The 16,866-nt window shown below is 72.1% G+C and carries 17 protein-coding genes; 11 read left to right on the forward strand and 6 right to left on the reverse strand.

The window, feature by feature from the left end; all coding sequences use genetic code 11:
* Positions 1 to 12: 12 nt before the first annotated feature.
* Complete coding sequence (locus Nocox_RS39500) at positions 13 to 2,088, reverse strand: PhoX family protein (protein ID WP_020544225.1); 2,076 nt, start codon at positions 2,086 to 2,088, stop codon at positions 13 to 15.
* Between the two features lie 113 nt (positions 2,089 to 2,201).
* On the opposite strand from Nocox_RS39500, the gene Nocox_RS39505 reads away from it, so the two are divergent.
* On the forward strand, positions 2,202 to 2,645 hold the full coding sequence (locus tag Nocox_RS39505; protein WP_020544226.1) for a sterol carrier family protein: 444 nt from the start codon (positions 2,202 to 2,204) through the stop codon (positions 2,643 to 2,645).
* On the opposite strand, the gene Nocox_RS39510 is transcribed toward Nocox_RS39505, so the two are convergent.
* The gene (locus Nocox_RS39510) at positions 2,642 to 3,685 is read right to left on the reverse strand and encodes a DUF4190 domain-containing protein (protein WP_157383149.1); all 1,044 of its coding nucleotides are present in this window, start codon (positions 3,683 to 3,685) and stop codon (positions 2,642 to 2,644) included. The two genes, Nocox_RS39505 and Nocox_RS39510, sit on opposite strands and share 4 nt — an antisense overlap.
* A 142-nt stretch (positions 3,686 to 3,827) precedes the next feature.
* Here Nocox_RS39510 and Nocox_RS39515 point away from each other — a divergent pair, with 142 nt between their 5' ends.
* From Nocox_RS39515 to purM, 3 genes are read left to right on the forward strand one after another with little or no spacing between them, the layout of a single operon-like run.
* A complete protein-coding gene (locus Nocox_RS39515) occupies positions 3,828 to 4,868 on the forward strand; it encodes an SDR family oxidoreductase (RefSeq protein WP_051112604.1) in 1,041 nt (346 codons plus the stop codon).
* 51 nt (positions 4,869 to 4,919) lie between these two features.
* Positions 4,920 to 6,356, forward strand: coding sequence for an amidophosphoribosyltransferase (gene purF, locus Nocox_RS39520; RefSeq protein WP_020544228.1), 1,437 nt, complete (start codon positions 4,920 to 4,922; stop codon positions 6,354 to 6,356).
* Positions 6,353 to 7,393 carry a phosphoribosylformylglycinamidine cyclo-ligase gene (purM, locus tag Nocox_RS39525; protein WP_020544229.1) on the forward strand — a complete coding sequence of 347 codons (1,041 nt, stop codon included), beginning with the start codon at positions 6,353 to 6,355 and terminating at the stop codon, positions 7,391 to 7,393. Before purF ends, purM begins: the two co-directional genes overlap by 4 nt.
* Before the next feature lie 70 nt (positions 7,394 to 7,463).
* Here purM and Nocox_RS39530 read toward each other — a convergent pair whose 3' ends face one another.
* Entirely contained in the window at positions 7,464 to 8,009 is a 546-nt protein-coding gene (locus tag Nocox_RS39530; protein ID WP_020544230.1) for a CGNR zinc finger domain-containing protein, read from the reverse strand.
* 86 nt (positions 8,010 to 8,095) lie between these two features.
* Between Nocox_RS39530 and Nocox_RS39535 the strand changes: the two genes are divergently transcribed.
* Positions 8,096 to 8,938, forward strand: coding sequence for an alpha/beta fold hydrolase (locus Nocox_RS39535; protein ID WP_020544231.1), 843 nt, complete (start codon positions 8,096 to 8,098; stop codon positions 8,936 to 8,938).
* A gap of 96 nt (positions 8,939 to 9,034) precedes the next feature.
* On the opposite strand, the gene Nocox_RS39540 is transcribed toward Nocox_RS39535, so the two are convergent.
* Both Nocox_RS39540 and Nocox_RS39545 read right to left on the reverse strand, forming a co-directional pair.
* Positions 9,035 to 9,259, reverse strand: coding sequence for a DUF3073 domain-containing protein (locus Nocox_RS39540; RefSeq protein WP_020544232.1), 225 nt, complete (start codon positions 9,257 to 9,259; stop codon positions 9,035 to 9,037).
* A 150-nt stretch (positions 9,260 to 9,409) separates the two neighbouring features.
* A complete protein-coding gene (locus Nocox_RS39545) occupies positions 9,410 to 10,489 on the reverse strand; it encodes a Leu/Phe/Val dehydrogenase (RefSeq protein WP_020544233.1) in 1,080 nt (359 codons plus the stop codon).
* A 110-nt stretch (positions 10,490 to 10,599) separates the two neighbouring features.
* Here Nocox_RS39545 and Nocox_RS39550 point away from each other — a divergent pair, with 110 nt between their 5' ends.
* Positions 10,600 to 11,466 carry a DUF8083 family protein gene (locus tag Nocox_RS39550; RefSeq protein ID WP_020544234.1) on the forward strand — a complete coding sequence of 289 codons (867 nt, stop codon included), beginning with the start codon at positions 10,600 to 10,602 and terminating at the stop codon, positions 11,464 to 11,466.
* A 323-nt stretch (positions 11,467 to 11,789) separates the two neighbouring features.
* Positions 11,790 to 11,993: a developmental transcriptional regulator BldC gene (bldC, locus tag Nocox_RS39555; protein ID WP_013133571.1), complete on the forward strand. Its 204-nt coding sequence runs from the start codon at positions 11,790 to 11,792 to the stop codon at positions 11,991 to 11,993.
* 137 nt (positions 11,994 to 12,130) lie between these two features.
* On the opposite strand, the gene Nocox_RS39560 is transcribed toward bldC, so the two are convergent.
* Positions 12,131 to 12,781, reverse strand: coding sequence for a TetR/AcrR family transcriptional regulator (locus Nocox_RS39560; protein WP_157383150.1), 651 nt, complete (start codon positions 12,779 to 12,781; stop codon positions 12,131 to 12,133).
* A 145-nt stretch (positions 12,782 to 12,926) separates the two neighbouring features.
* Between Nocox_RS39560 and Nocox_RS39565 the strand changes: the two genes are divergently transcribed.
* The 4 genes from Nocox_RS39565 (at position 12,927) to Nocox_RS39580 (ending at position 16,861) form a co-directional block, all read left to right on the forward strand.
* The gene (locus tag Nocox_RS39565) at positions 12,927 to 13,976 is read left to right on the forward strand and encodes a LacI family DNA-binding transcriptional regulator (protein WP_026214550.1); all 1,050 of its coding nucleotides are present in this window, start codon (positions 12,927 to 12,929) and stop codon (positions 13,974 to 13,976) included.
* A gap of 119 nt (positions 13,977 to 14,095) precedes the next feature.
* A complete protein-coding gene (locus tag Nocox_RS39570) occupies positions 14,096 to 14,344 on the forward strand; it encodes a hypothetical protein (protein WP_020544237.1) in 249 nt (82 codons plus the stop codon).
* 58 nt (positions 14,345 to 14,402) lie between these two features.
* Entirely contained in the window at positions 14,403 to 15,269 is an 867-nt protein-coding gene (locus tag Nocox_RS39575; RefSeq protein WP_033409601.1) for an N-acetylmuramoyl-L-alanine amidase, read from the forward strand.
* Positions 15,266 to 16,861, forward strand: a complete 1,596-nt coding sequence (locus Nocox_RS39580; protein ID WP_020544239.1) for a beta-N-acetylhexosaminidase — start codon at positions 15,266 to 15,268, stop codon at positions 16,859 to 16,861. Before Nocox_RS39575 ends, Nocox_RS39580 begins: the two co-directional genes overlap by 4 nt.
* The last annotated feature ends 5 nt before the right edge of the window (positions 16,862 to 16,866 follow it).

Genomic DNA, 16,866 nt, shown 5'->3' on the forward strand with positions numbered 1-16,866 from the left:
GTTATGTTGAGGTCAAGCGCCGATCTTCTTGTTCCTCTCGTGCCAGACCACGGCCACGGCCGGGCGCGGCTGGTCGCCGTCGGGCCAGCGGCTGGCCGGCCGGTCGGGCGTGGCGCCGTCCAGCTCGCCCGGGTGCTGCACGGCCACGAAGACGCTGCGCTGGTCCTCGGTCACCAGCGGGCCGCAGGTCTCCGCGCCGACCGGCACGGTCAGGAACTGCCGCAGGTGACCCCGCTCCTTGCCGCGCACCGGCATGACGAACAGGCCGTCGTTGGAGCCGAGGGCGTTTCCGTCCGTGGAGATCCACAGGTTGCCGTCGCGGTCGAACGTGACGTTGTCCGGGCACGAGATCGGCGAGACCTTGCTCTTGTCGTAGCCGGCGAAGTACGTCGCCGGGTCGGCGGGGTCGCCGCAGACCAGGGGCACCGACCAGGAGAACGTCGTCGCGGCGGCGTCGTCGCGCTTCTCCACCAGCTCCAGCACGTGGCCGTGCTTGTTGGACGAGCGCGGGTTGGCCTCGTCCACCTGGGCCGGGGTGCGGTTGGTGTTGTTGGTGAGCGCCACGTAGACGCCGCCGGTGACCGGGTTGCGCTCGATGTCCTCAGGCCGGTCCATCTTCGTCGCGCCCGCCTTGTCGGCGGCCACGCGGGTGTAGACCAGCACCTCCTGGGCGGTCATGCCCTCCACGTACGACCGGTCGCCCGACACCAGCGGGATCCACTCGCCGGAGCCGTCGAACGCCCCGTCGGCGGGCAGCCTGCCGGAGCCGTCGAGCTCGGCGGCCGGGCTGTTGCCGGTGAACCTGGCCACGTACAGGGTGCCCTCGTCCAGGAGCGTCCGGTTGTGCCGGTCGTTGCCCGGGATGTAGCGGTTCTTGGAGACGAACTTGTAGATGTACTCGAAGCGCGAGTCGTCGCCCATGTAGACGACCAGGCGGTTGTCGCGGGACAGCGTCGTGGTCGCGGCCTCGTGCTTGAAGCGGCCGAGCGCGGTGCGCTTGATCGGGGTCGAGTCCGGGTCGAACGGGTCGATCTCCACGATCCACCCGAACCGGTTGACCTCGTTCGGGTGCTTGGCCAGGTCGAAGCGCTCCTCGACGCGGTCGAAGCGCCGGTTGCCCGACGGGGTGCCGGTGGTGATCGTGTAGCGGGCGATGTACGGCCTCTGCGCCTCGGGCACCTTGTCGCCGTTGACGAAGTACTGGTCGATGTTCTCCTCGGCGGTCAGCACGGTCCCCCACGGGGTGGTGCCGCCCGCGCAGTTGTTCAGCATGCCGACCGGGTTGATGCCCTTGGGGTCGGCGGCCGTCCTCAGCAGGTCGCTGCCCGCGGCCGGGCCGGAGAACCTCATGGGCGTCTGGGCGGTGATGCGCCGGTTGTAGCGGCGGCGGCCCTTGGTGACCAGCTTCCACTCGCCGGTGCCGCCCGCGCGCTCGACCTCCACGACCGAGCCGCCGTGCGCGGCGAGGGCGATCCTGATCTGCTCCTCGGTCGCGGCGGCGCCGCCCGTGTAGCCGCGGAACATCAGGCTCTCGTCGGTGTACTCGTGGTTCACCCACAGCAGCGCGCGGTCGCGGCCCAGCGGCAGCAGCGTCACGTAGTCGCAGTTGTAGCCGAACTGCTTGCCCTGCGCCTCGGCGGTCTGGTGGTCGAAGTCGAAGGCCGGCGCGTCGGGCAGCACCGGGTCGCCCCAGCGCACGACCACGGAGGAGCGGTAGCCGGCCGGGATCGTCAGCGCGTCCTCGGTGTTCGGCGCGACGGGGGTGAACGCCAGGCCGCCCTTCGGGGCGGGGGCGTTCCCGGGCCCGCCGGGCCGGTCGGCGAAGGCCGGGGCCGCGCCGGCCACGCCCACGCCCACGCCCACGCCCGCCACCAGCGCGCCGAGCGCTCCCGCCCGCAGCACCCCGCGGCGCGAGAGCGCCTCCTGCACCACGTCGCCGAAGTAGGCGTTGTCCGAAGTGTTGGCCACGTCGTGCGCGCACGCGTCCCCACATCGGAACCGGCAGGTCAGTGCGGAACGGCCGCCTTTGTGCGGGGTGGAGAGCAGCGGCAGCAGCGGTCGCCGCCCGCCCCCGATGAGCTTCGCCACAAATCCTCCAAGAATGTGCGCGTCAGTACCGTCCGGAGGCTACGGTCGGCGCCGAAACCCCAGGTGAACGACGGACTCCGTCCTGATGAACGCTCACGGGAGACAATGACGGGGTGCCACCTCGCAAGCTGGACCCGGAGAAACTGAGAGCCGCCCTCGACGCGCAGCTCGTCGCCCTGGACGAGCCGCCGTACGACGGGCCCGCCGCCGCCCTGCCCGGCGCGCTGGTCGCGGCCGTGCTCGCCGCCTACGACCGGGGGCTCACGCCCGAGCGCGACGCCGCCAGGCAGGCCGTGCGTCACCTCCTCGACCGCCTGGCCGCCGCGGCCCCCGGAAGGACCGTCGAGGTACGGGTGCCACCGTACGCGGCCGTCCAGGCGATCCCAGGCCCGCGCCACACCCGGGGCACGCCGCCCAACGTGGTGGAGACCGACGGGCGCACCTGGATCGAGCTCGCCGTCGGGCGGCTGACGTGGGAGGAGGCCGTGGCCAAAGGCGCGGTCTCGGCCAGCGGGTCCCGCGCGGACCTGTCGGCGTACCTGCCTCTCGTGGACTAGCCCCGGCTGCCCTTCATCCAGGGAAAGCGCTCCTCCAAGCAGCGGTCGGCCGCCGGGCCGGTCAGGTGGGCGCAGTCCTGCACGACGTTCCAGAACCAGATCGCCACGATCGCGAACAGGATCAGGGACAGCGCGCTGATCACGATCCCGGCGACGGCCCGGCCCTTGCCCGCCTTCCTGGCGAGGGCCACGCAGCCGAACACGATCGACAGGATCGCGGTGATCAGGCCGGTGAAGCAGACGAACACCAGGAAAGGGCTGGCCACGCCCAGCACGAGCGAGGCCGTGGCCAGGCCGTTGCCGGTCCGGTCCGGGGGCGGCGGCTGGCCGCCGTACTGGTAGGGGGCGCCCGGGTAGCCGTAGGAGGGCGGGTTGTAGCCGGGCGGGCCGCCGTACGGGCTGGACGGGCTCGTGCCGGGCACGGCCTCCTGCGGCGGCGGCGCGACCGGCGGACCCTCCCCACCGGCCGGGTAACCCCCATAAGGATGCCGCGGCCCCCCGGGCCCACCCCCCGACGGCCCTCCAGCCGGAGGCCCACCTGCGGGAGGTCCGCCTGCCGGCGGCTCGGCTCCGGGGGAGGCGAAGTGCGGGCCCTGGGGCTCCTCGGGCGGCTGCTCGTAGCGGGAGGGTGTGGGCGGCCTGGCCGGCGGCTCCTCTCCTGGGGAACCGCCCGGGGAGCTCTCCCAGCCGGGGTAGGCGGGCGTCGCGCCCGGCACGACGGGGAACGCCTGCGTCTCCTCCGTGTCCTCCCCCGGCCTCGGCCGCTCCTCCCCTGAACCCACGGACGGGCTCGGGGTCTCGGGCGAGGTGGGCAGATCGGGGTGCCGGGGCTCCCCCACGGGCCCGGGCCCGGGCTGGGGCGGCGGCTCGTGGGGCGGCTCGTGGGGCGGGGGCACGACGGGCGGCACGGGGGCGATGGGTTCCTCCCCCTCGTACGGCCCGGGGCCCTCACGTGACGGCTCGGGCGCGTCGGGCTCCTCCTCGCGCGGCGGGACGCGCCGCCCCTCGCGGGGCTCGTTCGGATCGCCGGATGTGGTCACGTCTGCGCCTCCCGACGGGTCTGCATGCCGGACACTTCACCCTTTCGCGGAGGCCGTCCGCTAAACGCCGCGACACGGCAAAAGGGCGCACATCCTTGGGTCACCATGCGCCCAACCGGCAGGCGGCGGGCAAGATGAGGGCATGCTGGACGAGACCCTGTCGTACGCCCTGATCAGCCTCATGAAGCGGCAGCGCAACCAGCTCGCCGCGGCTCTGGTGCCGCTCGGGCTGCACGTGGGGCAGGAGATGCTGCTCAACCAGCTCTGGCGCGAGGACGGCCTGACGCAGAGCGAGCTGATCGCCCGCCTCGGCGTCGAGCCGCCCACGGTCACGAAGACCCTCCAGCGGCTGGAACGGGCCGGTTTCGTCCGCCGCTCCCCCGACCCCGACCGCCCGCGTCTCATCCGCGTGCACCTGACCGAGGCGGGCAAGGCCCTGCGCGACCCCGTGGAGCGGATCTGGCACGAGCTGGACGAGGACCTGCTGCGCGACCTCGACGACAGTCAGCGCGACGCGCTCTCGCACCTGGTCCGCGCCCGCCGCCCGCGCGGCCAGGTCGTCAAGCGCATCGAGGCCGATGGCGGCGAGGCCGCGGCCGTCCACCTCGACCTGGCGGACCACGCCACCATCGCCGCCGCCGTCGCCCAGGCCGGCCCGGTGGACGCGCTCGTGGCCAACGCCGTCCGATGGGGCGAGGTCATGCCCGGCAGCATGCCGTTCGAGGACGTCCCTGCCGCCGAGTGGACCGCGGCCCTGCACGCCAACGTCGTCGGCAACGCGCTGCTCGTCCAGGCGGTGCTGCCGGAGATGCGGCGGCGCGGGTTCGGCCGGATCGTGTTCGTCTCGTCGGGGGTCGCCGAGGAGGGCGTGCCGGGCCCGGGCCCGTACGGCACCGCCAAGATGGCCCTGCACGGCATGGCCCGCGCCCTCGCCTGGGAGGCGGGCCGGGACGGCATCCTGGTCAACGTGGCGGTCGCCGGCCTCACGATCACCGACGCCCGGCGGCCGATCCCCCAGTCCGTGCTCGACGAGATCGCCGCCCGCACCCCGAGCCGCCGCCTGTCCACCGCCGACGACATGGCCGCACTGATCGTCTTCCTCGGCTCGGCCGCCAACCGCAACGTCACGGGCGAGCTCGTCCGCGACGGCTCCAACGCGGGCAGGTCGTCGCACGCCGTGTGATGACGCACCCGGTTGCGCGAGCACGGAAGCCCCCGACCTAGACTGAACCATGTGCTGAAGGGCGACGGCCGGCTCGGCCATGACCTGGACCCCCACGACCGCGCGCCTAAAGACGCCTGCGGCGTCTTCGGCGTCTGGGCGCCAGGCGAGGAAGTTTCCAAGCTCACCTACTACGGGCTGTACGCGTTGCAGCACCGCGGACAGGAGTCCGCGGGCATCGCGGCCAGCGAGGGCAGCCGCATTCTCGTCTACAAGGACATGGGCCTGGTCTCCCAGGTCTTCGACGAGTCGGTGCTCGGCACCCTGCGGGGCCACCTGGCCATCGGCCACTGCCGCTACTCCACGACCGGATCGAGCGTGTGGGAGAACGCGCAGCCCACGCTGAGCTCCACCGAGGTCGGCGGGCTCGCGCTCGCCCACAACGGCAACCTGATCAACACCCCGGTGCTGGCCCAGCGCCTCGCGCCGGGGTCTACCAGGGCCACCACCGACACCGAGGTCCTGACCACGCTGCTCGCGCAGGACCGCACCCGCAGCATCGAGGACTCCGCCGCCGAGCTGCTGCCGCAGGTCAAGGGCGCCTACTCGCTGGTGTTCATGGACGAGAAGACGCTCTACGCGGCCCGCGACCCGCAGGGCATCCGCCCGCTGGTCCTCGGCCGCCTGGAGCGCGGCTGGGTGGTCGCCTCCGAGACGGCGGCGCTCGACATCGTGGGCGCCACGTTCGTCCGCGAGATCGAGCCGGGCGAGCTGCTCACCATCGACGAGCGCGGCGTCCGCTCGCGCCGCTTCGCGCTGGCCGAGCCCAAGGGCTGCCTGTTCGAGTACGTCTACCTCGCCCGTCCCGACACCACGATCGCCGGGCGCGGCGTCCAGGTCACCCGGGTGGAGGTGGGCCGGGTGCTCGCCCGCGAGCACCCGGTGGAGGCCGACCTCGTCATCCCCACGCCGGAGTCCGGCACCCCGGCCGCCGTGGGCTACGCCGAGGAGAGCGGCATCCCCTACGGGCAGGGCCTGGTCAAGAACTCCTACGTCGGCCGCACCTTCATCCAGCCGTCCCAGACGATCCGCCAGCTCGGCATCCGGCTGAAGCTCAACCCGCTGCGCGAGGTCGTCGAGGGCAAGCGCCTGGTCGTCGTGGACGACTCGATCGTGCGCGGCAACACCCAGCGGGCCATCGTCAAGATGCTGCGCGAGGCGGGGGCGCGCGAGGTGCACGTACGCATCTCCTCGCCGCCGGTCGCCTGGCCGTGCTTCTACGGCATCGACTTCGCCACCCGCGCCGAGCTGATCGCGGGCTCGCTGACGGTCGAGGAGATCCGGGCCTCGCTCGGCGCCGACTCGCTCGGCTACATCTCGCTGGAGGGCCTGACGAAGGCCACCACGCTGCCGGCCGAACGCCTGTGCCGGGCCTGCTTCACCGGCGAGTACCCGATCCCGATCGACCAGGACAACGTCGGCAAGTTCGTTTTGGAGACCAAGGCGTGAGCGAGCGCAGCCCAAGCACCTACGAGGCCGCGGGCGTCGACATCGCCGCCGGCGAGCGGGCCGTCGACCTGATGAAGGACAAGGTCGCGCGCTCGCGCCGGCCCGAGGTCGTCGACGACGCCAGCGGCTTCGCCGGCCTGTTCGACGCCTCGGCGCTGCTGCGTTACCGGCGGCCGCTGCTCGCCACCTCGACCGACGGCGTGGGCACCAAGGTCATGATCGCCCAGCGCTACGGCAAGCACGACACGATCGGCATCGACCTCGTCGGCATGGTCCTCGACGACCTCGTGGTGTGCGGGGCCGAGCCGCTGTTCATGACCGACTACATCGCCTGCGGCAAGGTGGTGCCCGAGCGGGTCGCCGAGATCGTGGGCGGCGTCGCCGAGGGCTGCCGGCTGGCCGGCGCGGCGCTCGTCGGCGGCGAGACGGCCGAGCACCCGGGCGCGATGGACGCCGACGAGTACGACCTCGCCGGCGCCGGCACGGGCGTCGTGGAGGCCGACGCGCTGCTCGGCCCCGACCGCGTGCGCGCGGGCGACGTCGTGCTGGGTCTCGCCTCCTCCGGCGTCCACTCCAACGGCTACTCGCTGGTGCGTCACGTCCTGCGGGAGGCCGGGCTGTCGCTCGACGCGGAGCTGCCCGAGCTGGGCCGGCCGCTCGGCGAGGAGCTGCTGGAGCCGACCCGCATCTACTCGCTCGACTGCCTGGAGCTGGCCCGTTCGGTCGAGGTCCACGCCTACGCGCACATCACCGGGGGCGGCGTGGAGGGCAACCTGTCCCGCTCGCTGCCGCCCGGCCTGGACGCGGTGCTCGACCGCTCGTCCTGGACGCCGCCGCCGATCTTCGACGTGCTGGCGGGCCACGGCCGGGTGGCGCGGCAGGACATGGACCGTACGTTCAACCTGGGCGTCGGCATGGCCGCCGTGGTCGCGCCCGACGCGGCCGACGCGGCGCTGCGCCTGCTCGCCGAGCGCGGGCTCCCGGCCTGGGTGCTGGGCGAGATCGTCGAGGGCTCCGGCCAGGCCCGCTACCGCTGACCGCCTGGCCCGCCGCCGCGCCGCCGCGCCGCCGCTCAACACCGGGCCCGCCGGCGATGAGCGCGCGGCCTCACGTCTCCTTGCGCCGCCGGTAGTGCCGGGCCACCCGCACCCGGTTGCCGCACAAATCGGGCGAGCACCAGCGGCGGCGCGGATGCGCGGGCAGGAACACCAGCCGGCATCCCGGCCCCTCGCAGCCGCGCACGCGGCCGGCGGCCGGGTCGGCGAGCAGATCGATGGCGGCCTCGGCGAGCAGCGCGAGCAGCGCTGCGGTGGCGTCGCCGTCGCGTTCCGCCCGCACCCGCGGGCCGCCGTCGCGCCACTCCAGCACGCGGTGCGCGGGAGCGGCCCGGGCGGCCTCGTTGATCGCGGCCAGCGCCGCGGCGGGCGGCGGCTCTCCCGCGCGCACGGCGTCGAGCGCCGCCTCCACGTGCCCGCGCAGGCGTCGTACGGCGGCCAGCCCGTCCGGCGTGAGCGGCCCGGACGGCGGGTCGAGCCGGCCGGCCTGGCGGGCCAGCCACGTCTGGAAGTCGCCGGGCGTGTCGAGGACGTCGTGGTCGCGGGTGCGCGTGTTGAGCAGGTCCAGCGCCAGCGGCTCGCCGATCAGCAGCTCCATACTTCCTAATGCTACCTGTCCCGGTTGACCCGTTAGTATCCGTCTGGCTATAACTAATGCATCTTCGAGCGAAAGAGGCATTAGCTATGGATCTCCCCGAGGTGCGGCACGGGTTCGTGGACGTGGCCGGCGTCCAGGTCTTCTACCGCGAGGCGGGCCCGCGCGACGCCCTGCCCGTGCTCCTGCTGCACGGCTTCCCGACCGCGTCCCACCAGTACAGGCGGCTCATGGACGCGCTGGGCGGCCGCTTCCGGCTGATCGCCCCGGACTACCCGGGCTTCGGGCACACGCGCGTCCCCGACGGCTTCGTCTTCTCCTTCGACCGCCTCGCCGACGTCGTCGAGGGCTTCGTCCAGGCGCTCGGCCTGACCCGCTTCGCCTGGTACGCCTTCGACTTCGGCGGCCCCGTCGGCTTCCGCGTGGCGCAGCGGCACCCCGAGTGGATCGCCGCCCTCGTCGTCCAGAACGCCAACGCCTACGAGGAGGGCCTGTCGGACACGGCCCGCGCGACCATCGCCGAACCGCCCGCGGAGCTGTTCACCCTGGCGGTCACGCGCGCCCAGTACGAGGACGGCACGACAGACCCGTCACGGGTGGCGCCCGACGGCTGGACCCTCGACCAGCACTTCCTCGACCTGCCGGGGCGCAAGGAGGCCCAGCTCGCGCTCGCCCGCGACTACCGGAGCAACGTGGAGCTGTATCCGGCCTGGCAGGCGTGGCTGCGCGAGCACCGCCCGCCCACGCTGGTGCTGTGGGGGCGGGGGGACATGTTCTTCCCTGAGGCGGGCGCGTACGCCTACCGGCGGGACGTGCCGGACGCGGAGGTGCACGTGCTGGACACGGGGCACTTCGCGCTGGAGGAGCGACTCCCGGAGATCGCCCCGCTGATCGCCCGCTTCCTCGGCGAACTCGACGGCGAGCGAGCATGACGAAGCCCCACGGTCACCCGTGGGGCCCGACGCGCATGAGTCGAGGGATCCGGCGCGAGCGCCGGGCCCTCGATCATGTGTCAACCAGGAGTGCGCCTATCGGCGGCCGGACGGACGGTCTTCGTCGTCGGCCCCGTAGTCGTCGGCGTAATCGGCATAGCGATCCGCCAGCTCGTCGTTGCGGTCGTCGGCGTCGTCATTGCGGCTGGAGTCTCCGACCCCGAGTTCGTCGCGAAGACGGTCAAGATCCGTGCCACCGCTGTTGTACTTCAGCTGGCGAGCAACCTTGACCTGCTTGGCCTTTGCTCGGCCGCGCCCCATTGGCTCGACCCCCTTGTCGGGGTCGTCCCCGACCCCTCGTCGCTAACGCACCACACACTGACGCCGCCTGACTTTGGACGTCAGCCTATCGTTCGCCTATTACCGTACCTGTTTTGTGCCCAGCTCGGTACGTCGTATGGGCGTGGGGCGTCACTGGCCGAGCCAAATGGCCCTAATACGCCCGACTTCCGACATTCTGCGCTCCGCTAGCCTATCCGCTGCGACGGCAGGAGGAACTCCCTCCTCCGCAGCGATTCGGAAGATCTTCGAAGTCGTGTCGTAGATCTGGGCCGCCTTGGCCCGCGCCCGTTCCATGTCGAAGCCGCCGATCTCGTCGGCCACCTGGATGACGCCCCCGGAGTTGACCACGTAGTCGGGCGCGTAGAGGATGCCGCGCTCGGCGAGCTGCTTCTCGACGCCGGCGTGCGCGAGCTGGTTGTTGGCAGCGCCGCAGACGATCTTCGCGCGCAGCGCGGCCACCGTCGCGTCGTCGAGCGCGCCGCCCAGCGCGCACGGAGAGAAGACGTCGAGGTCGGCCGCCTTCAGCGCCGCCGCGTCGGCCACCACCTCGACCTCGGGGTGGCGGGCCCGTACCCGTTCGACGGCCTTGGGGTCGACGTCGCAGACCACGACCTCGGCGCCGTCCTCGCGCAGCAGCTCGACCAGGCGGTGGCCGACCTTGCCCACGCCCTCGACGCCCACCCGCCGGCCGCGCAGCGACGGCGTGCCGTGGACGAGCTCGGCCGAGGCCCGCATGCCCTGGAAGACGCCGTACGCGGTGAGGATGGAGGAGTCGCCGGCGCCGCCGTGCGCGACCGTGCGGCCGGTCACGAAGCGCGACTCACGGGCGACGACGTCCATGTCCTCGCTGTAGGTGCCGACGTCGCAGGCGGTGTAGTAGCGCCCGCCCAGCGACTCGACGAACCTGCCGTACGCGCGCAGCAGCGCCTCGCTCTTGTCCTTGGCGGGGTCGCCGATGATGACGGCCTTGCCGCCGCCGTGGTCGAGGCCGGCGAGGGCGTTCTTGTACGCCATGCCCTTGGCCAGGTTGAGCACGTCGGCGAGGGCCGCCTGCTCGCTCTCGTAGGGATAGAAACGTGTGCCACCCAACGCCGGCCCGAGCGCGGTGTTGTGGATGGCGATGATGGCGCGCAGGCCGCTCTGCTCGTCGGCGCAGAAGACGACCTGCTCATGGACGTCCTTGTGGGACGAGCCGAAGACGTCGGTCACGGTGGTGACTCCCTGTCCGGTCCGCCGCTCCTTCGCGACGGAGATCACACTGACACTGTAGTGACGGCACAACGATGCGATGGAGGTTCGCTTCGTGACACGATTCCTCCGTGCTGCCCTATGCCGCCTACCTCCGCGTCTATGAGCCACTGACCGCGTTCGCCGAGTCCGAGCGCAAGGTGTGGGCCGACTACGCCGACTCACGTGACCGCCCGCGCCGCGCCAACGCGCTCAGTGCGGAACACGACGAGTCGGTGATGCGCCTGCTCGGCGTGCCCCCTCAACCCGTTCCCGCCCAGGAGAGCCCCAACGCCTATCTACGGCGCGTTGAGGACCGCTTGTACGTCTGCCCCTGGCAGACGCGCCTGCGCTCCTGGCTGGCCTTCTCACGGCGGCGTGGGGCCACTCCGCAGAAGCTGATGGACCACTTGGTGCCGCGCAACGTCGCCGACCGCGTCGCCGACGACTTCGACCGGTTCAAGCGGACGGCCGGGTCGTCGGCGCTGCGCACCCACATCAGGTCCACGGCGTGGCACGTCCCGCCCTCGTGGTTCGTGCCGTTTGATGGGAACGAGCGCTGGCTGGTGCTCGGCTCCTCCGTTCCTGGACAGGATGTGAAGACGACCGCTACGGGGCGCAACCTCATCTACGTCACCTCCATGGCGCAGGCCAGGCGGCGGGCGGCGCGGGCGCTCAACGTCCTGCGCAAGCACCTCGGCGACCTCGCGGCCGGCTTCGAGGTGGAGGAGATCGCCAGGTGGCTGGAGGAGTTCCACCCGCACTCCCTCGTCGAGCTCGACTACGGCGGGCTGGTGCACCTGATGGACGACGACGCGCTGCAGGCCGACCAGTCGGTGGCGGAGATGGCGGCGGCCCTGACGGGCCTGGACACGGGTCAAGAAGAACTTGCCTACGCCATGTACCAGCGGGTCATCCTGCGGTGGAAGTCAATGCAACAGCTGGAATCAGCCAACTGAACCCCAATACGGCCGTCTGACCTGCATGAGTAGGTCACGGCTCGCGGCTGCTCTCTTCTGCGAACTGAGTAGTTTGCCGTTTTCACTGCGATACCACGAAACGTGTCGCTAGAATCACCGAGCGTGACATGGCCACGGGGGCGGGCAGTTGGGTCAAAGAAGGGCTCGCCAATCGCTCTGCGTGGCGGTATGGTCACATCGGGTGATGCCGCATATGGCTCAGGAAAGCCGCACGCTCTGCGCCATAGGCGGACATCCGTGACACGCGCAAAAGGCAGTCACAGGATCGCGAAGCCGGTCCACACGGAGGAGAGGCCGCACAAATGTCAGCTCGTACACCCGAGGCCGAGCCACTGCTTACGCCCGCTGAGGTCGCCACCATGTTCAGGGTCGACCCCAAGACCGTCACGCGGTGGGCCAAGGCGGGCAAGTTGACGTCCATCCGCACGCTCGGTGGCCATCGGCGTTACCGGGAGACGGAGGTCCGGGCACTGCTCGCGGGGATTCCGCAGCAGCGTTCCGAGTAACCGGGGGTCGTCGTCCCACGATCCTCAGGGGGGTGAAGGGTGGGCCTGGCCGGCACTGGGGCCCGGTCCACCTCGAAGAGTTGGCGCCGCCCGCCCGGCGCCATCCTTCCCGCCCGCCTCGCGTGCCCGCCGGCGCCCTAAGCCAGCCGCTCCAGCAGGGCTGCGACGTCGGCGTCGTAGGCGGCCGCGACCCCGAGCAGCGCCACCATCTGGTCCACGAGCATGCGTTCGAGCGCGGGGCGTTCGAGATCGCGGTGCTCCAGCCAGTCGAGGCCGGCCGTCTCCACCGACGCGATCCACGAGCGCAGGGTCGCGCGCAGCACCGGGCTGGGCTCCTCGACCCCCATCTGCTCCTGGATGAGGCGGAACAACCGCCGCCGCACGCCGTCGACGATCTCGCCGACCTCGCCGGAACGGTTGGCGGGGCCGCCGCGCAGCAGCGCCGCGAAGCCGGCCGCGTGCTCCTCGACGAAGTCGAAATAGCGGCCGAGCCCGGACGCCAGGTCGTCCAGCGGCCGGCCGCCGCCCTGCGGCCGGAGCCGCGACTCCAGTTGCTCGGCCGCGCTCTTCAGCGCGGCCACGTAGAGCTCCTGCTTGCCGCCGAAGTAGTGGTAGACCAGGGCGCGCGAGGCGCCCGCCGCCGACGCCACGTCGTCGATCGAGACATCCTCCGCGTCGCGGGTGCTGAAAAGCTCCAGAGCCGCCGCCATCAGCTCTTCGCGACGGCGGTCCACGCTGAGCCTGCGCCGCGCCGGCCGTGCCGTCTCGGCTGACTTCCCGGATGTCACCCCTGTACGGTATCCGACCCCTTGGCCTGTGCGTTTCCGGTCAAGGTCCGCATCTGTCCGTCAATCCGCAGGGAAGGCCGTACCCTGCGGCGAACTCGATCGTTTGGTCAGACAGGTGCCCATATCCGCATCGCGGGGGAGACACATGTCAGGACCGCCCGTCAAAACTTCAACGATCACTGAGCTGAGAGAGGTAGATGCCTTGCCTCGGCCCAGACCGACCATCCGGAACGTCGCCGAGCGAGCCGGCGTCTCGAAATCGCTGGTCTCACTCGTGCTGCGAGGATCCCCGCACGTGAGCGAGCACCGGCGCCAGGCCGTGCTGCAGGCCGCCCGCGAGCTGGGCTACCGGCCCAACGCGGTCGCGCGCAGCCTCGTCGAAGGACGTACCCACCTCGTCGGCGCGCTCGTCGCCGACCTGCACAACCCGTTCTACGCCGAGTTCCTGGACGGCCTGCAGGAGAGCCTGCACGGCGACGGCTTACGCATGCTCATCGGCAACAGCCAGTGGGACCCCGCCTTCGAGGACGAGGCCGTCGAGGCCTTCCTGGAGCTGCGGGTCGACGGGCTGGTGCTGCTGGGCATCGCCCCGACCAGCGAGACGCTGATCGAGGCCACCGCGTACACGCCGACGGTGGTCGTCGGGGAACGTGACATCGAGCTCGACGGCGTCGACATCGTGGTCGACGACGACCAGCTCGGCGCCCGCCTGGCCATCGACCACCTGGTCGGGCTGGGCCACAAGCGCATCGCGCACATCGAGGGGCCGCGTTCGTCACGGTGCGAGGGATACCTCGTGGCGATGCGCAGGCACTCGCTGGCGCCGTACATCATGGTCGAAGCGGCGGACGCCTCGGAGGAGGGCGGGCGGGAGGCGGCGACGGCGCTGCTGACCCGCGACCCCAGGCCCACGGCGATCTTCGCCGCCAACGACGTGGTCGCGCTCGGCGTGCTGTCCGCCGCCGCCGACCTGGGCCTGCGCGTCCCCGAGGACCTGTCCGTGGTCGGCTACGACAACACCCAGGTGTCGGCCTCCACCCACGTCTCGCTGACCTCCGTCGACCAGGCCAGGCGGGCCATGGGGCGGTCGGCGGCGGCGCTGCTGAGCGACCGGATCGGCGATCCCGGCAAGGGCTCGCGGCTGCGCGAGGTGCGGCCGGAGCTGATCGTGAGGCGGAGCACGGGTCGCGTCTGAAAAGCCCCAAGGCTGGGTCAAGCCGTGCGGCGGCGCGGCCGCACGGCGGTTAACTCGGCAGCGTCATGCTATTGGTGGCCGGATCCGTTCCGGCCACGATCTGATCCGGGGGAACAGTCATGCGTGATCCGGAACTGGTGTCCTGCGCCCAGCGCGCGGCTGCCGAGCTCGAACGCGCCTGGGGGCACTGGCGCGCGGGCAGGGGGCGGGGCGCCGAGGGCGGTGCCGAATCCGTCGCCAGCTACGTCGCCCACTCCCTCGACCACCCGTGGGGCCGCCCCCGCGTCGTGCTCGGCCTCGACGCGGAGGACGCGCGGGAGCTGGCCGCGCTGCTGGAGCGCCAGGAGGTCGCCGAACACGTCTGGTAACGCGCCGGGCACGCCATATGAGGGGTTTGAGCAAGCGGTCTGACGTAGGTTGGACGCCATGCGTGCTCTAGCAGCCTCAGTCCTCGCCGCTTGCGGCCTGATCGCCTCCGCGTGCGGCGGTGCCGGTTCCGGCGGCGCCGCGACCGATCAGGCCGCTCCCGCGACCGCCGGCTCGCGGCAGGAGCCCTCGCAGGGACAGACGCCGCCGCAGGAGACCCCGGCGCAGGAGCAGAGCTCCGGCAAGCAGGAGCCGCCGAAGGGCAAGCCGCTGGACGGCAAGGTGATCGTCCTCGACCCGGGCCACAACGGCAACAACTACCGCCGCCCGGACATCATCAACCGCCCGGTCGACGTGCTGACCGAGAAGAAGGCCTGCGACACCACCGGCACCTCGACCAACAGCGGCTACAGCGAGGCCGCCTTCACCTGGGACGTCTCCACCCGGCTGACCAGGATCCTGCGCGAGCGCGGCGCGACCGTCAAGCTCACCAGGAGCAACAACACCGGCGTCGGCCCCTGCATCACCCAGCGGGCCGCGATCGGCAACAAGGCCGGCGCGGACGCCGCGCTCTCCATCCACGCCGACGGCGCGGGCCCGCGCGACCACGGCTTCCACGTGATCATGCCGAAGAAGATCGGCGGCCCGGTGGACAAGGTCGTGGCCAAGTCGTCCAGGCTGGGCATCGACATTCGGGACGCCTTCCGCAAGGGCACCGGCATCCCCTACTCCACCTACATCGGCAAGAACGCGCTCGACTACCGCAACGACCTCGGCGGGCTCAACCTGTCCACCGTGCCGAAGGTCTTCATCGAGACCGGCAACATGCGCAACGCGGGCGACGCGGCCAAGCTGTCGAGCCCGGCGTTCCGGCAGCGGATCGCGGTGGCGCTGGCGAACGGATTGCAGCACTATTTGGGGACATGATCCCTCGTCCCGTACTTTCCTCCCACCTGTCCGGTTCGTACGAGCTGACCACCGGCGCGACCGTGTCCGGCGACCTCGTGGACGCCGTCCGTCTCGCCCTGCCCGGCCTCGACCCGCGCCCCGGGGACACCGGCGAGATCGACGTGCGGCGCGATCCGGCGCTGGGCGCGGAGGCGTACCGGCTGACGGTGGGATCGCGGGGCGTGGAGATCGTCGCCGGCGGGCGGGCGGGGGCGTTCTACGCGGCGCAGACGCTGCACCAGCTCCTGCCGGCCGCCTCCTACCGGCACACCGGGCGGGCGTCCTGGCCGGTGCCCGGCGTACGGGTGGAGGACGCTCCCCGCTTCCCGTGGCGCGGCCTGCACCTGGACGTGGCCCGGCACTTCTTCCCCAAGCGCGAGGTGCTGCGCCTGATCGACCTCATGGCGCTGCACAAGCTCAACCGGCTCCACCTGCACCTGGTGGACGACCAGGGATGGCGGGTGGAGAGCCGGGCGTACCCGCTGCTGCACGAGGTCTCCTCGCACCGGCCGCGCACCGCCGTCCACCCCCACGGGGAGCCCGCCGCCTACGACGAGGTGCCGCACGGCGGCTACTACACGCTGGACGACCTGGCCGAGATCGGGGCGTACGCGCGGGCGCGCTGCGTGACGGTCGTGCCGGAGATCGACGTGCCGGGGCACGCCTCGGCGATCCTGGCCGCCTATCCGACGTTCGGGGCGACCGGGGAGCCGTACGAGGTGCTGGACCGGTGGGGCATCTCCCCCGCGATCCTGTCGCCGCTGCCGCCGACCGTGGAGTTCCTGACCACGATCTTCGACGAGGTGATCGGCGCGCTCGGCGAGACCCCGTACGTGCACATCGGCGGCGACGAGGTCGTGCTCGACCATTGGGCGGCCTCCCCCGAGATCACCGCCTACCAGGAGTCGCTGGGGCTCGCCACCGCCAACGAGCTGCAGGCGTGGTTCCTGCGCCGGCTGGCCGACGCGCTGGCCGAGCGGGGGGCGCGGACCGTGGTGTGGGACGAGGCGTTCGTCAGCGGCGGCCTGCGGCAGGACACGGTGGTCATGCCGTGGCGCGGCATGGGCGTGGGCCGGCGGGCCGCGGCGGCCGGGCACGACGTGGTGGCGACGCCGGTGTTCCCGCTCTACTTCGACTACGCCGAGACGTCCTCGCCGGACGAGCCGCAGGCGATCGCCGATGCGATCACCGTGGCGGACGTGGCCGCGTTCGTGCCCGCCCCCGAGGAATGGACGGACGAGGAGCGCGCCCGCGTGCTGGGCGCGCAGGCGCAGCTCTGGACCGAGCGCGTCCCCGACGCCCGCACCGCCGACTACAAATTGTGGCCCCGGGCCTGCGCGCTGGCCGAGGTCGCCTGGTCCGGCGCCGCCCAGGACGGCTTCGACGGGCGGCTGGCCGAGCACCTGGGGCGGCTGGACGCGCTCGGCGTGGAGTACCGGCCGCTCGCCGGGCCGCACCCGTGGCAGCGGCGCCGCCCGCACCGGGCGAGCCCCGTGCCGGTCACCGAGCTCATGGCCCGCATCGAGGCCATGACCCATGACCCCGAGTCCACCAGGCCGAGCGTGTCGTGAGCCCC

This window comes from Nonomuraea coxensis DSM 45129, from assembly GCF_019397265.1.
GTDB lineage: Bacteria > Actinomycetota > Actinomycetes > Streptosporangiales > Streptosporangiaceae > Nonomuraea > Nonomuraea coxensis.